This is a genomic window from Bacillus sp. FSL R10-2780 (assembly GCF_038006125.1).
Classification (GTDB): domain Bacteria; phylum Bacillota; class Bacilli; order Bacillales; family Bacillaceae_G; genus Bacillus_A; species Bacillus_A cereus_U.
In genome coordinates, this window is record NZ_JBBOUQ010000001.1 from 3748207 (window position 1) to 3763154 (window position 14948).

Consider the following 14948-nt stretch of genomic DNA (forward strand, 5'->3'; position numbering starts at 1 on the left):
TGTCCTTTTTTCAGTATCTATTCACTCAATACTCAGAAGTTATGATCGGTGTGCCAACCACAATTGTATCTTTGTTGTTTGTAGAACGTATTGCTATTTGCACATTTATTTTCTCTCTATTTGTTGAAAGAGCGTCATTCCACTTTTTATTATATGCGGAGACTGATACAAATGCTCTTTCTTCTATCTGCTCGATCGCTCTTGCTGAAAGATCTTTCAAAACCTGATTGGTTTTATTTTGCAAAACACCTTCAATCTTATCATTCAATACACCTTGAACACAAGTGTAAATTATAGGTTTTTCGCTAAAAATTTCATTCATTCTCTGAACATACTTTGGGTCCCATTTCGCCCCGCTTACTTCAAATATAATGAAAGTGTTTTCTTTAGTATTTTCCTTACTCCAAGTTACTACTATTCGTTCTTCATGTGAAGAAGATTTTTTATAGGATGTAGCCTTATATCCATCTGGAGATTGTTCTAATTCCCAACTTTCAATGTTTGCCTCTTCCTTCACATCGTTTAACAGTTTTTGAAACGTATGTATATTAGAAATTGTTTTCGTTTCTCGCGCTAACCATGACCACCGCTCTACTTTTGCATCATTTTTCTCTAAAGCTGCAATCATGCTCTCCATTTTCTGTTCATCGCTTATAGGTTTCATCTCTTTATATCCAACCAAAAATAAAACAACACTCACGATAACGATAAGAATGGCTTTAAACTTCAATTTCATCCCCTCCTATCCCCATTGTTAACGGAGATATGAGGTTCTATACACTTACTTTACTAAATACGTTAAACTCTTTGAATAGCCTAAATAATCAAGGAAAAAGTTACTTACAGATGTCCCAATTGTAATTGTAATTAGGATGAGTAATACTCTCGTCTGCATCACTTTCCCAGACTTCATTAAGCGCTCAATGTGAATACCTTGTAAGGCCCACCACGTAATGGTAATAAATAATAAATGTGAAACAATGGCAATCAGTGCTTGTTGCCCTAAAAGATGTGCCAAAAAATCGACCCCTTTTTTTGCTTGGCTACTACTTACGCAAAATGTAAAAAACGATACCATAAATAAGTAGAAGCCACACTTTTTCACACGCAAATAAGCATCTTACATTTTACATCGTAATTTTCTGTTAAAAAACATATACCTACAGGTGTTTTCATTTGCTGTTACTCCACAATAAAAAGCGTAGAGTACAGACTCTACACCTTTTATTTTTACTATTGTACCACGTTCCCTAAGAAGAAGAAATCTTTCATTAATGGAAAATATTCATAGAAGAAATTGTAACCAATCATCGGCATAATCCCCAGTATTACAATTGAAATTGCGCAAAGACTTATGACAATCTTTATATTTAACGGTAACCGAAGCTTTTCTTCTGTCTCTCCCGTGCGGAAAAACATTTGCTGTAATATCCGGAAGTAATATACGAATGAAATAACTGTTGTCCCCATCATAATAGAAACTAATACGTAATGAGCAGGTTCAACATGAAGTGCCCCTAAAAAGATGTTAATTTTCCCGATGAAACCTGCTGTCCCCGGTATTCCAGCTAACGATAAAATAAAGATCGTCATCACTATAGCTGTAAAGGGAGATCGCTTATATAACCCTGTAAAAATCGTCATATTTTCCTTATCATTTTGTAAGATTAATCCGTGGATGATTGCAAATACCCCTATATTCATAAGCATATATGCAAGCATATAAAACCACATACTATCCATCGTAAACTGTGATAGCGCTACAAGGGGCACGAGCAAATATCCAGCGTGCGCGATACCCGAATAGGCAAATAGACGTTTTACGTTGTATTGTTTTAATGCTACTACGTTCCCAACAATCATCGTAATACTCGCTAGCACCGCAATGTATATGCTCATACGCCCGTATAAAGATTGTGCGTCTCCTTGGATTGCCACACCTGCAAAAACCATTAGGAACAGGCGAGTAATGAGTAAAAACCCAGCAATTTTAGAAATTGTTCCAAGAAAGGCAGTAACAGGTGTAGCGGCTCCCTCATACACATCTGGTGCCCACATATGAAACGGCACTGTTGCAATTTTGAACGAGAGTCCAACGAGCAGTAGTAGAAATGCAAGAGCTAACAATAATTGAATGCCACCAGCCAGCTCTTGCGTAAATACCTTTTGCATTTCCACTATGTTGGTCGACCCTGTAATACCGTATAAGTAGCTCATTCCAAAGAGCGTAATTGCTGTTCCAATTCCTCCGTTAATGACGTATTTCATCGCTGCCTCATTTGATGCGCGGTTTCTCTTTCGGATTCCTACTAGAATATAGGAAGAAAGCGAAAGCAACTCTAAACCTACAAATAGTGTGATGAAATCAACACTTGAAGCCATGAACATCGCTCCAAGAAGCGCCATTAAAATTAAATAATAATATTCTCCCTTATCTTGAATAGGCTCCTTCTCATCATCGCTCATTGCCATACATAAAATGAGAGCTACTCCGCCTAACAACAACGTTTTAAACCCTTTTGAAAATCCATCTAGCACAAACGATCCATTTAAAATATCTCCTGCCGGTTCGCTGTATAGCGAAATTAATGACACTATCGCTAACAAGACAGCGGCAATTGCACTAATCGCTACGTACCTATGGTTCAGCTTAAAAAACAAATCACATATGGAAAGAAGGATGGCCGCCCCGAGAATAATGAATTCTGGTACCATGAGATGCCATGATAAGCTAAGTAATGTGTTCATATCCATCCTACTTCACCCCCAATGTTTTCAATGTAGTTTGAAGTGGATCCCCTAGTAGTTCTGGCATTACCCCTATTGCAATAATACAAACGATAAGCACTATAACAGGAACGTACTCCCATCCGTGTATATCAGATTTCACTTCCCATTCTTTCTTACCAAATGTCACTTGAAGTGTCGCTCTTAATACGTATACAGCGGTCAAAATAATTCCAAGTACGCCTGCGGCAGCGATAACCGGTTTTCCTTGGAATAAACCGAGAAAGGCAAGGAATTCGCTAATAAATCCAGACATCCCTGGCATTCCAAGCGATGCCATACCGCCCGCTAGGAAGAAACCGCTAAGTACTGGAACACTTTTTGCAAGTCCACCAAGTGCTGTAATATCCGAAGTCCCGAAACGCTCTTCAATAATGCCAAGCAAGAAGAAGAGCAAGGCCGCAATTAAACCGTGAGACACAACTTGGAACAGCGCCCCTTGTGTACCTGGTGCATTTAACGCCGCAAGACCCATTAATACAATGCCCATATGCGAAATACTAGAGTAAGCAAGTACCTTTCTAAAGTCCGTTTGGATGAGTGCTAGAAAGGCCCCATACAATAAATTAATTACCCCTAAAATCGCGATTAGCGTTGCAAAATCACGAAAATATTCTGGGAATAATCCTTTCCCGAAGCGAACAATACCGTACGCGCCAATCTTCAGCAAAACCCCCGCATGAAGCATAACTACAGCAGGATGCGCTTCTATGTGTACATTGACCATCCAGCGATGCAAAGGGAAAACAGGGAGTTTAATCGAAAAAGCAATCATTATGGCAAGAAATAAACCGAACTGTAAGCTACTCGAGACAAGGGGTCCTCCCCCAGCAGCTACACCCGTTAATATCTCTTTAAGCTCCGTAATATTCGTCGTACCTGTTTTCGCAAATAAAACCGAGAAAACGATAAGTAAAATAGCTGATCCAATACCGTTATATATTAAATAACTATATGCAGCCTTTTCACTCGACAATTTCCCCCACTTGCCAATTAATAAAAACATTGGCGGCAACGTAATTTCAAAGAAGATGAAGAACAGCATTAAATTTTGAGCAGCGAAGACACCGAGCATGCCTATTTCTAACATGAGTAACAGCATGTAGAATGCTTTCAAATTTCTTTTAATAGAAAATGCCGCAATAGCTGCGAGCATCGCTAGAAGGGCTGTGAGCACCATCATTACAAGCGATAAACCATCAATACCAAGCTCGTAATAAATTGAAAACCACCTTTTGTCCACTGCTGTGAAATCCCCAAATTTAATCCATTTCACTTTTTCATCAAATATCGATAAACTCTTTCCTGAAGCGTATGTACAAGCAAGGACGATAGCAATTCCAAATGGAAGCGCCGTTCCGAATAAACCAAGCGCCTGTACTGTACGCGATTCTCGTTTCGGCGTTAATAAAAGCAAGAGAATTCCTAAAAGTGGGGAAAAAATGAAGAACGTTAATAGCAATCCATTCATCGTAAATCCCCTCCCGTATATAACAAAATAATTAGGAGCACTGCGAGCGAAACTGCTGTTACAGTTCCATACACTTGTACATTCCCGTTTTGAAGCCGTGATCCTAGGCCACTCATACCTTTAACGAATCCAGCAATTAAAACTGCGATTCCTTCTACAACGTATACTTCAAATAAGCGAAGCACATGAGCGATTCCTTTCGTAATAGGAAGCACCGTCACATTGTATAGTTCATCCACATAATATTTTTCTTTCAAAAGGTTATAAAGAGGCGTCCCTTCTCCGCCGGCCCAACCTCTAGAGATAGATTTCTTACCATATATGAAATATGCGAGGGCAATTCCAGCGAATGAAACGAGCGTCGCAACAACCATAATCCAAACAGGTCCATGCACTTCCTTCACCTTGAATCCTATATCCTTCGTCAGCCAATCCCCAAGAAACGTCCCGAACCACGGTGTATTTATATAGCCTGCCACTACCGCAAGAACACCAAGGACAATCATCGGATACGTCATGGTGCGAGGCGATTCATGCACCTCTTCCTTCGTCTTCGTTTCCCCTGTAAAGACAAGAAAGTATAGACGGAACATATAAAATGCTGTTAGAAATGCCGCAATTACTGCTAAAACGAATAGAAAGTAATTGCCATTCATCCAAGCCGCCGCTAAAATTTCATCTTTACTAAAAAATCCGGAAAGAAGAGGAACACCACTAATTGCAAGTGTGCCTATTAAAAATAGTGCACCGGTTACTTTCATCTTTTTCTGTAAACCGCCCATTTTATTAATGTTTTGCGTATGGACTGCATGAATTACACTTCCTGCTGCCAGAAACAGTAATGCTTTAAAAAAGGCGTGTGTCGTTAAGTGAAAGATACCAGCTACATAACCAGCAGAGCCTAGCGCAAGCATCATATACCCGAGCTGACTAACTGTAGAATAAGCAAGAACCCTCTTAATATCTGTTTGCACTAGACCAATAGAGGCCGCAAAGATTGCGGTGAAAGCCCCAACGATTGCCACAGTTTGCATCGCTACCGCACTTGCTGAAAATAGCGGAAACATCGTCGCTACTAAATATACGCCGGCTGCAACCATCGTTGCCGCGTGAATAAGTGCCGAAACAGGCGTCGGTCCTTCCATTGCATCTGGCAACCATGTATGAAGCGGGAACTGACCCGATTTCCCCATCGCACCGATAAAAATTAATATCGCCGTTATTGTAATCATAGAAGGAGAGAGGTCGCCCGTATGAATCGCTTTAAAAATCGCGTCATATTCAAAACTACCTGCGTGCCAAAAAATTAAAATCATCCCAACAAATAGCCCAACATCCCCAATGCGTGTCATAATAAAAGCCTTTTTCGCAGCAGCTTTCGCTTCTTCTTTAAAGAAATAAAAACCGATAAGTAAAAACGAACCAAGGCCGACTAACTCCCAAAATATATAAAGCTGTAATAAATTCGTCGATATAACTAGCCCAAGCATCGCAAAGGTAAAGAGCCCTAAATATGCATAAAAGGTTGATAATCTGGTGTCACCTTTCATATAACCTTTTGAGTACACATGTACAAGAAAACTCACAAGCGTAACGATAAACAACATTAAAGCTCCTAATGCGGTAACTTCAAAACCAAATGATATATCTATATCTCCTACCCTAAGCCATACCCACTTATGCTTCACTGCCTCGGATGAAAACCGTTCTATTAGTACCACTACCGCGGATATAAAGGAGAGAAAGGTAAAGAAAATACCTAGTACACTACTTCCCTCTCTAATTTTCTTCCCGAACACAATAAGTAACAAAAATGAAACAAGCGGGAAAAGCGGTATGAGCCATGCATAATCAATCATTGTTTCCTTCCCCCTTTTCGGTCACAATGCTATCCTTTGAGCGTATCCATCTCATCTACATGAACTGTCGGGCGATTACGGTACAAAGCAATCAAAATTGCAAGACCTACCGCTGCCTCCGCTGCCGCTACAGACATCGTAAACAGCGAAAAAATTTGTCCTGTTAAATTCGGAAACAAGCCTAATTTACTAAACGCTACTAAATTTAAATTGGCGGCGTTTAGCATCAATTCGATACAAACTAATACAATTACTGTATTTCGCTTTGTTAAAGCTCCAAATAAGCCGATGCAAAACAAAATAATCGCAAGTGTTAAATACGCAGAAGCTGGAACGCTACTCATGGGGAATCCTCCTCTCCCTCATCCTTCTTCGCAAGGATAATCGCTCCTACAAGTGCTACAAGTAAAAGAACTGAGGTTAACTCAAATGGAATAATATATTTTGAATAGAGCAGTGTACCGATTTGAAGTGTGTTGTTTTCATGGAGAGGTAAACTTCCTTGTGTGCTTTGATTTGAAAAATCGATACTATTAACAGCGAAATACATAACTGCTCCAAATGCTACAACCGCAAAGAAGATAATCCATTTTCGAAGAGTAAGGCGCGATTCATTTTCCGCGTTATGTTTCGTTAACATAATGCCAAAAATCATAATAATAGTGATCGCACCAGAGTAAAGTAAAATTTGTGCAACTCCGATAAATTCGGCTGATAAGAGAAAGTACAAACCCGCAATGCTAAGGAACGTAAGCACAAGGGCCAGCATCATATGCATTACTTTCGTTAAATTCAGCATAAGAACGCCGCCGATAATCGCAGACAAGGATAATATAAAGAAAGCTACAAACTCGCCATTCATGCTTTATTCTCCTTCCTGACGTTCTCGTCGTTCTCGTCAAGCCACTGCAAATTTTTAAATAAATCATCACGTGAATACTCTGCGAGTTCAAAGTTATTTGTCATTACAATCGCCTCTGTCGGGCAAACTTCTGTACATAAATCGCAAAGAATACAAATTTCAAAATTAATATCATACGTGTCGATAATTTTTCCTTTTTTTGTAGGATCAGGATGTTTTTTTCCTGTTAATTGAATGCAATCTGTCGGACAAATGTTGGAACACTGATTACAAACAATACATTTCTCTGGATAAAACTTTTGAATACCTCGAAAGCGGTCTGGTAATGGCAACGGTTGATTTGGATAATCATACGTCACCTTTTTCTTACTCAAATTACTAAGCGTATATTTTAACCCTTTAAATAGTCCTTTCATCTCTTGCTGGCACCCCCTTCATAGATTAGAAGAATAGCTCCTTAATCAATGCCGTTAAGAAAATATTTGCAAGTGCGATTGGTAATAATACTTTCCATCCAAACTCCATTAACTGGTCACCTCTTATACGTGGGAACGTAACGCGGAACCAAATCAATAGAAAGACCACACTGCTGAATTTCAAAGCAAACCATACGGCTCCTGGAATAAATCCAAGGAACATAACTGGATTCCATCCGCCTAAAAAGAGTACTGTAATTAAAGATGCCATTCCGAAGAAATATACATACTCTGAAAGCATGAAAAACGCCCAGCGAAACCCTGAGTATTCCGTATGGTATCCTGAAACAAGTTCTGACTCCGCTTCTGGTAAATCAAACGGCGTCCTATTTAACTCTGCAACTGCCGCGATTAAGAAAATGACGAAACCGATTGGCTGTGCGAAAATGTACCATACCTTCTCCTGCGCCGCTACAATTTCATTCAAGTTAAGACTACCAGCTAACAAAACGACACCAATTACACTCATCACAAGTGGAATCTCATAAGAAATCATTTGTGCCGCCGCTCGCATCCCTCCTAAAAGGGAATACTTATTATTTGATGCCCATCCCCCAGTCACAACTCCGATCGTCGTAATCCCAGAAACAGCAATGTAATACAGTAACCCTACGCCAATATCCGCGAACTGAAATTTATCGGTAAACGGGATAACCGCAAGTACCATAAATGCTGGTGCGAATGCAATAACAGGTGCTAATATAAACAACGGTTTATCAGCAGCTTTCGGAATGCTATCTTCTTTTAATAATAGTTTCAAAACATCAGCTACCGTTTGGAGTAAACCGAACCGGCCCCCAACTTGGTTTGGCCCAATCCGTCCTTGCATAAATCCCATCACTTTCCGTTCTGCCAAAATACCGTATGTAACGAAGCCAAGGACTGCAAATAATAGAAGCACCGCTAACCCGAAAAAAATGAAGAAATTCGTCCAGCTTGAAGGTGATTGTAAGAGCGTCTCAATCATTAGCCGTCAACCTCCCCAAGTACAATATCAACCCCACCTAAAATCGTAATTAAATTGGCGATATTTTCACCTTTCAATAGTTTCGGTAAGATTTGCAAATTATAAAAAGACGGTCTGCGAAATTTCAAACGGTACGGCTCTTTCTTTCCATCACTAGCAATATAACAACCAATCTCTCCCCGCGGTGACTCTATACGGACGAACACTTCTCCCTTAGGTGCTTTAATAATTTTCGGGACTTTCGCCAGCACAGCGCCGTCTTTCGGGAACTGCTCGGCTGCTTGCTCAATAATTTTCAATGACTCCTCAATTTCCTCCATCCGGCAAACGTAACGATCCCAAGCATCTCCCGTGCTCCCAACAGGAACATCAAAGTCAAAACGATCATAAATAGAATACGGCTCATCTTTACGAAGATCCCAGTTTACCCCCGTGCACCGTAAATTCGCTCCGCTTAAAGAATATGAAATTGCCTCTTCGGCGTTATATACGCCAACGCCCTTCACACGATTTAAGAAAATTTCATTTCCGCTAACGAGGTCGTGGTAACCTGCCAATTGCTCTCTCATATACGGAACAAACTCTTTCACCTTTTCAATCCAACCGTCTGGCGCATCCCACTTCACGCCGCCGACTCTCATATAGTTGAAAGTAAGCCTTGCACCGCACAATTCACTTAATAAATTTATAATCATCTCTCGTTCACGAAAGGCATATAAAAATGGACTAACCGCTCCTATATCAAGCAAGTTCGTTCCCCACCAGACGAGATGGCTCGCAACTCTCCCAAGCTCCATCGCAAGCACCCGTAAATATTCAGCACGCTCTGGAATCTCAAGATCCATCATCGTCTCTACAGCATGGCAAAGGACGTAATTATTCGTCATCGCTGATAGATAGTCCATTCGATCTGTATACGGGATAATTTGCGTATATTGTAAGCTCTCAGCGATCTTTTCTGTTCCGCGATGCAAATATCCGATAACCGGTGTAGCCTCTTTAATAATTTCCCCGTCAATCTTAATTACAAGCCGAAACACACCATGTGTACTCGGGTGCTGCGGTCCTACATTTAAGAGCATCTCTTCCGTACGGATCACAAGCTACACCTCCACATCATACGGTTCATAATCTTTCCTAAGCGGATACCCTACCCAATCATCTGGCATTAAAATGCGAGATAAATTAGGATGACCTTCAAATACAATACCGAGCAAATCATACGCTTCACGCTCCGGCCAATCTGCCCCTTTCCAAAGCGGCGTCACCGATTCTACTTGCGGCGCTTCCCTATCCAGCTTTACCTTCACTGCTACTGACTGTTTCTTTCCATATGAAAATAAATGAACATACACTTCCATATGTGTCACAAAATCCGTCGCATGTAGCTCTGACATATAATCAAAAGCAAGTCCCTCATGGGATCGTAGCAATTCCATCACTTCATAATATTTTGAAGGCTCCACCACAAGCGTTGGAACATCTTTTGAAAGCTTATTAATATAGGAATCTACTAATGCATATTCCCCTATCTTCTCCTTAACAATCTCCACATAGCGATTTAAATATGGTTGGTTAACTGATGGTTCTTCCTGCTGCGGTTCATCTTCTATCTTATTTACAGCTCCCTTTGCCTTTGCCCTTGCCGCTGCTGCGGCTTTCGCTTTTGCGGCTGCAATTGCTTTTGCTTTCTCATCTCCAGAATCCCCATCACCTTGCGAGGATTTCACTTTCGCCAACGCTGCCGCTTTTGCTTTTGCAACTGCTACAGCCTTTGCCTTCGCTTTTGCTTTTTCTTCGTCCGTTACTTCTTCGTTTCCTTCTCGCTTCTGCTTCGCTAGTGCCTCCGCTTTTGCTTTGGCTGCTGCTGCGGCTTTCACCTTCGCTTTGGCTTTTTCTTCGTCCGTTACTCCTTCGTTTCCTTCTCGCTTCTGCTTCGCTAGTGCCTCCGCTTTTGCTTTGGCTGCTGCTGCGGCTTTCACCTTCGCTTTTGCTTTTTCTTCGTCCGTTACTTCTTCGTTTCCTTCTCGCTTCTGCTTCGCTAGTGCCTCCGCTTTTGCTTTGGCTGCTGCTGCGGCTTTCGCCTTCGCTTTGACTTTTTCTTCGTCCGTTACTTCTTCGTTTCCTTCTCTCTTCTGCTTCGCTAGTGCCGCTACTTTCGCTTTGGCTGCTGCTGCGGCTTTCGCTTTCGCGGCTGCAATTGCCTTCGCTTTCTCATCTCCAGAATCCCCATCACCTTGTGAGGCTTTTGCTTTAACTTTTTCCTCGTCCGTTACTCCTTCTGTTCCTTCTCTCTTCTGCTTCGCTAATACCGCTGCTTTTGCTTTTGCGGCTGCTGCGGCTTTCGCCTTCGCTTTGACTTTTTCTTCGTCCGTTACTTCTTCGTTTCCTTCTCTCTTCTGCTTCGCTAATGCCGCTGCTGCGGCTTTCGCCTTCGCTTCTTCTACATTAATCCCCTTATCTTTTGGTAGCGCTTTCTCTTTTTCTCGATGTTCTTCAAGTTTAGACATTTCCGCCTCATGTTTCGCAGCAAGACGTTTTCGCGCTTCCTCTTTCGCATGACGGGCTGCTTCTCTTTTCATGCTTTCTAAGTCTTTATTTGGATCACTCATTTATTCGTCACCTGCTTCCCGGTCCTCGCCTCGTAACGAATTTTTTCTTTTAATTTATTAATTCCATAAATTAAAGCAGCAGGATTTGGAGGGCATCCAGGAATATACACATCAACTGGTACAATTTGATCTACACCTTTCACAACAGCATACGAATTCACATACGGACCACCGGCTGTTGCACAAGACCCCATCGCAATTACCCACTTTGGTTCAGGCATTTGATCATATAAGCGCCGAACAATAGGCGCCATTTTCTTCGTTACCGTTCCTGACACAATCATGACATCTGATTGTCTTGGTGAAGTCCGAAAAAATGACCCAAATCGATCTAAATCGTAATGTGATGAGCCTACTCCCATCATTTCAATCGCACAGCATGCCAGTCCAAATGTCATCGGCCATAAAGAGTTGCTCCGCGCCCATCCCTTCAACTGTTCCAATGTAGAAAAAAAGATATTTCTTTCTAATTCCGCTCGATCCCGCGGGTGTAATTCCTCAAAATTTATAACCATTGTAACACCTTCTTTTTCCAAGCATACGCTAATCCAACTAGCAACATCACAACAAAAATGAGCATTTCAATCAGTGCAAATAAACCCAGCTTGTCATATGCAACAGCCCATGGGTATAAAAATAAAGTTTCTACATCAAAGATGACGAACAATAAAGCGAAAATATAATAACGAGCATGAAACCGAATATTTGCATCATGAAAAGGCTCAATTCCACTCTCATACGTCGTCGCTTTCGCTGCACTCGGTTTATTTGGACGCAGCATTTTTCCTAATGTAAGAGCCACTACCGGCAGCAATATACCTAATAGCAAGAAAATCAAAACGATCATATAACTATTTTCATATACACTTGCCATTGTGAAACCCTCCCCCCTGAATTAAGAACAAGTTCACATAGTAAACAATATGTCTTACTTGCATTATTTATTATTTTTAAATTTTTCTAAATAATGCAACTATTTAGTCCATTATAGCAAACTTCAAATTCCTATGTCGATATATTGGGAACAGAAACAACAATTAATACTTACTGAGCAAATCTATTTTTACAACTCATAATAAATGTGTAAAATAAATATAGAAGTTCTATATGTTTTTCAAGCAATCCTAAAAAACATAAACTACAAAAAGGTGGTTCTTATGTATATACAGTGGGTGATATAAATGAAAAAACAAACACATGTAAGTATTCTAATAAGCATTGCATTGTTGTATATAACTATTCATTACGTATCAATGCCCTTTTTATATGAATACGCACTTCCATTTCAAATATTAACTGGAATAAGTACCATATTAATTGATATTACAATTTGTAGTTATATATTTTACTTTTCCAATATGAAACAAGGGTTAGCTCGTTTATTTTGGATGATATTAACTATCGGATCTTTCTCTTATTTCATCGGCGATATAGTAGTTGCTTATCAACGCTTAATTTTGCATGACTACTATACATTCGTTGATCCATCAGACTTTTTTTACTTATTATTTTTAATTAGCTTTGCATTTGCCTTTCTATATGAAATTATTTATGGCCGAGACTTGTTGGAGCAGCTTTTTACGATATGTGATATTTGTATTATTGTTACAGCTCAATTTACTTTAAGCTACTATTTGCTTATTGAAAGAACCATTCATATTTTTACAACATCATATATCGACATGTTTGTTCAACTCACGTATCCAATGGCTGATTTACTCTTTCTTTTAATAGGAATCAACCTCTTATTCAGGCCATTATTCTTACTACCAAAACAAGTTGGCGCTCTTCTTGGCAGCTCTTTAATTTTGTATGCTACTACGGATGCTATTTATGCTTATATCAAATACTTCCAGCCCGAGCACTCTATGTTCACAGTTGCTCCATTATATCAAGTAACCCTAGTATTAGTAGCAATCGCTTGTATACTTCACACAAAAGAGCCTGAAAAACAAGAACAAGTATTACTAACACCTCAAGTGGGTGAATCAATCCGATTATCATTACCGTATATTTCTGTAGTGATGCTTATTGTTTTTCTATTGGTCGAAAATGTTTTTGCACCTAGCGTAGTAATTGGACTTATAGTAACTTTCGCCTTCGTTCTCATACGCCATATGTTAGTTCGAAGACAAAATAAAATATTATTGCTAGTACAAATGCAATTCAACTTGGAACTCGAGAAACAAATCGAACTACGTACAGAAGATTTAGTAGAACAAAAAAATGAGTTATATCATAACCAACAAATGTTTAAATCTTTATATGAGCATCATCCAGATCCAATTTTCACATTAGATTTGTACGGTAATTTCCTCAATGTGAACAACGCTGGAACTACTTTACTCGGTTATCAAACGAATGAATTATTAAACCAACCATACTATTCACTTATGTATAAAGAAGATTTGGAAGAAATCATTAATGCCTTTCGTCACGTTAAAAAAGGGAAATCTATTTCTTTAGAAATACGGGCATATCATAAAAATAGGGATATTTACTACTTGCATGTTACAGCTGTTCCCATCTTTTTAAAGGAACATATTTCTGGGGCCTATTTAATGATTAAAGATATTACAGAAAGCAAGCATCAACAAGAACAAATTAACTTCCTAGCATATCACGATACCTTAACGGAACTTGCAAATCGCCGTTCATTTCATCAGCAGTTAGAAGAAGCAATTGCACGAGCAAAAATATCGAAAAGACCTTTTGCTGTTATGTTTCTAGACCTAGATCGCTTTAAAGTTATTAATGATACACTCGGTCACCGGGTAGGAGATCTCTTATTAATTGCAGTAGCAAAAAGGCTCGAACGAATATCAACACAGAATATGAAACTTGCTCGACTAGCTGGGGATGAGTTCACAATCCTTATCGAAAATTATCAAAAGAGGACAGATGTAAAAAGGATAGCTGATATGATTGTAGTAGCCATGAACGAACCATTCGAAATCGAAAATCAACATTTACGAATCTCACCGAGTATCGGGATTGCCATATACCCTGAAGCAGGAGAAGACCCACTATCTATTTTACAACATGCCGATATGGCCATGTATGAGGCAAAAAATAAAGGGAAAAATCGTAGCTCTCTTTACACGAAAGAACTATATAAGAAAATGGAACGTAAAGCTCGAATCGAAAAAGATTTGCCACTCGCTTTAGTAAACAACGAATTTTATCTCGTCTATCAACCACAAATTGATACGACAACAAATAAAATTATCGGTGCTGAAGCATTAATACGTTGGAAACATCCACTATTAGGTGACATTTCACCATGTGAGTTCATTCCAATTGTGGAAGAGACTCCGCAGGTCATCCCACTTGGACATTGGGTGCTACAAGAATCTTGTCGTCAACTAAAAATATGGCAAAGTTTTGGATACACAAACTTAAAAATGAGTGTCAATTTATCAGCGAAAGAATTTACACAAAATCAATTCATCGAAAATATTTCACGAATACTAAAGGACGTAAAGATTGACCCGAAAGATGTAACACTTGAACTAACAGAACGAATTGCGATGATTGATGAAAAGGAAACATTATCGAGACTAAAGCAATTAAAAGAATATGGTATTCAAACGTCCCTTGATGACTTCGGTACCGGCTACTCTTCTCTTGCTTATTTATCAATTTTCCCTATCGATACATTAAAGGTACCAAAAGAATTTACACAACTAGCCGATCATCGACCTGAAGAGAGAGCCATCGTTTCCACTATCCTTTCTCTTGCAAATACTTTAAATCTCTCTGTCGTTGCTGAAGGAATTGAAACAGAAAAACAGCTTAAGTTTCTGCAAAAAAACAACTGTAAATACATGCAAGGTTACTATTTCAGTAAACCTCTAACAAGTAAACAGTTTATAAAATTTTTACAAAAAACACCCAGTATGAACCAATAGTTC

The 14948-nt window shown here is 39.5% G+C and carries 14 protein-coding genes; 1 reads left to right on the top strand and 13 read right to left on the bottom strand.

Annotation, left to right across the window (positions count from 1 at the left end; all coding sequences use genetic code 11):
• Positions 1-25 precede the first annotated feature (25 nt).
• The 13 genes from NSQ47_RS19625 to nuoA all read right to left on the bottom strand — a co-directional run bounded on the left by NSQ47_RS19625 (position 26) and on the right by nuoA (position 11908).
• A complete protein-coding gene (locus tag NSQ47_RS19625) occupies positions 26-730 on the bottom strand; it encodes a YwmB family TATA-box binding protein (RefSeq protein WP_002113020.1) in 705 nt (234 codons plus the stop codon).
• 51 nt (positions 731-781) lie between these two features.
• Complete coding sequence (locus NSQ47_RS19630) at positions 782-1018, bottom strand: DUF1146 family protein (RefSeq protein ID WP_002113021.1); 237 nt, start codon at positions 1016-1018, stop codon at positions 782-784.
• Positions 1019-1233: 215 nt separating this feature from the next.
• Positions 1234-2748, bottom strand: coding sequence for an NADH-quinone oxidoreductase subunit NuoN (gene nuoN, locus NSQ47_RS19635; protein WP_341038252.1), 1515 nt, complete (start codon positions 2746-2748; stop codon positions 1234-1236).
• Between the two features lie 7 nt (positions 2749-2755).
• Positions 2756-4258, bottom strand: coding sequence for an NADH-quinone oxidoreductase subunit M (locus tag NSQ47_RS19640; RefSeq protein WP_341037802.1), 1503 nt, complete (start codon positions 4256-4258; stop codon positions 2756-2758).
• Complete coding sequence (nuoL, locus tag NSQ47_RS19645) at positions 4255-6117, bottom strand: NADH-quinone oxidoreductase subunit L (RefSeq protein WP_341037804.1); 1863 nt, start codon at positions 6115-6117, stop codon at positions 4255-4257. The genes NSQ47_RS19640 and nuoL overlap by 4 nt, the downstream gene beginning before the upstream one ends.
• Positions 6118-6146: 29 nt before the next feature.
• Positions 6147-6461: an NADH-quinone oxidoreductase subunit NuoK gene (gene nuoK / locus NSQ47_RS19650; RefSeq protein WP_000100081.1), complete on the bottom strand. Its 315-nt coding sequence runs from the start codon at positions 6459-6461 to the stop codon at positions 6147-6149.
• Entirely contained in the window at positions 6458-6979 is a 522-nt protein-coding gene (locus tag NSQ47_RS19655; protein ID WP_002159789.1) for an NADH-quinone oxidoreductase subunit J, read from the bottom strand. The genes nuoK and NSQ47_RS19655 overlap by 4 nt, the downstream gene beginning before the upstream one ends.
• Positions 6976-7395, bottom strand: a complete 420-nt coding sequence (gene nuoI / locus NSQ47_RS19660; protein WP_000677191.1) for an NADH-quinone oxidoreductase subunit NuoI — start codon at positions 7393-7395, stop codon at positions 6976-6978. Before nuoI ends, NSQ47_RS19655 begins: the two co-directional genes overlap by 4 nt.
• A 25-nt stretch (positions 7396-7420) precedes the next feature.
• A complete protein-coding gene (gene nuoH, locus NSQ47_RS19665) occupies positions 7421-8422 on the bottom strand; it encodes an NADH-quinone oxidoreductase subunit NuoH (RefSeq protein WP_002144750.1) in 1002 nt (333 codons plus the stop codon).
• Positions 8422-9522: an NADH-quinone oxidoreductase subunit NuoD gene (gene nuoD / locus NSQ47_RS19670; RefSeq protein WP_341037805.1), complete on the bottom strand. Its 1101-nt coding sequence runs from the start codon at positions 9520-9522 to the stop codon at positions 8422-8424. Before nuoD ends, nuoH begins: the two co-directional genes overlap by 1 nt.
• A 3-nt stretch (positions 9523-9525) precedes the next feature.
• Complete coding sequence (locus NSQ47_RS19675; RefSeq protein WP_341037806.1) at positions 9526-11034, bottom strand: NADH-quinone oxidoreductase subunit C; 1509 nt, start codon at positions 11032-11034, stop codon at positions 9526-9528.
• The gene (gene nuoB, locus NSQ47_RS19680) at positions 11031-11549 is read right to left on the bottom strand and encodes an NADH-quinone oxidoreductase subunit NuoB (RefSeq protein ID WP_002113032.1); all 519 of its coding nucleotides are present in this window, start codon (positions 11547-11549) and stop codon (positions 11031-11033) included. The genes NSQ47_RS19675 and nuoB overlap by 4 nt, the downstream gene beginning before the upstream one ends.
• Positions 11540-11908: an NADH-quinone oxidoreductase subunit NuoA gene (gene nuoA / locus NSQ47_RS19685; protein WP_000179270.1), complete on the bottom strand. Its 369-nt coding sequence runs from the start codon at positions 11906-11908 to the stop codon at positions 11540-11542. Before nuoA ends, nuoB begins: the two co-directional genes overlap by 10 nt.
• 307 nt (positions 11909-12215) lie before the next feature.
• Between nuoA and NSQ47_RS19690 the strand changes: the two genes are divergently transcribed.
• Positions 12216-14945: a putative bifunctional diguanylate cyclase/phosphodiesterase gene (locus NSQ47_RS19690; protein WP_088079754.1), complete on the top strand. Its 2730-nt coding sequence runs from the start codon at positions 12216-12218 to the stop codon at positions 14943-14945.
• Positions 14946-14948: the final 3 nt, after the last annotated feature.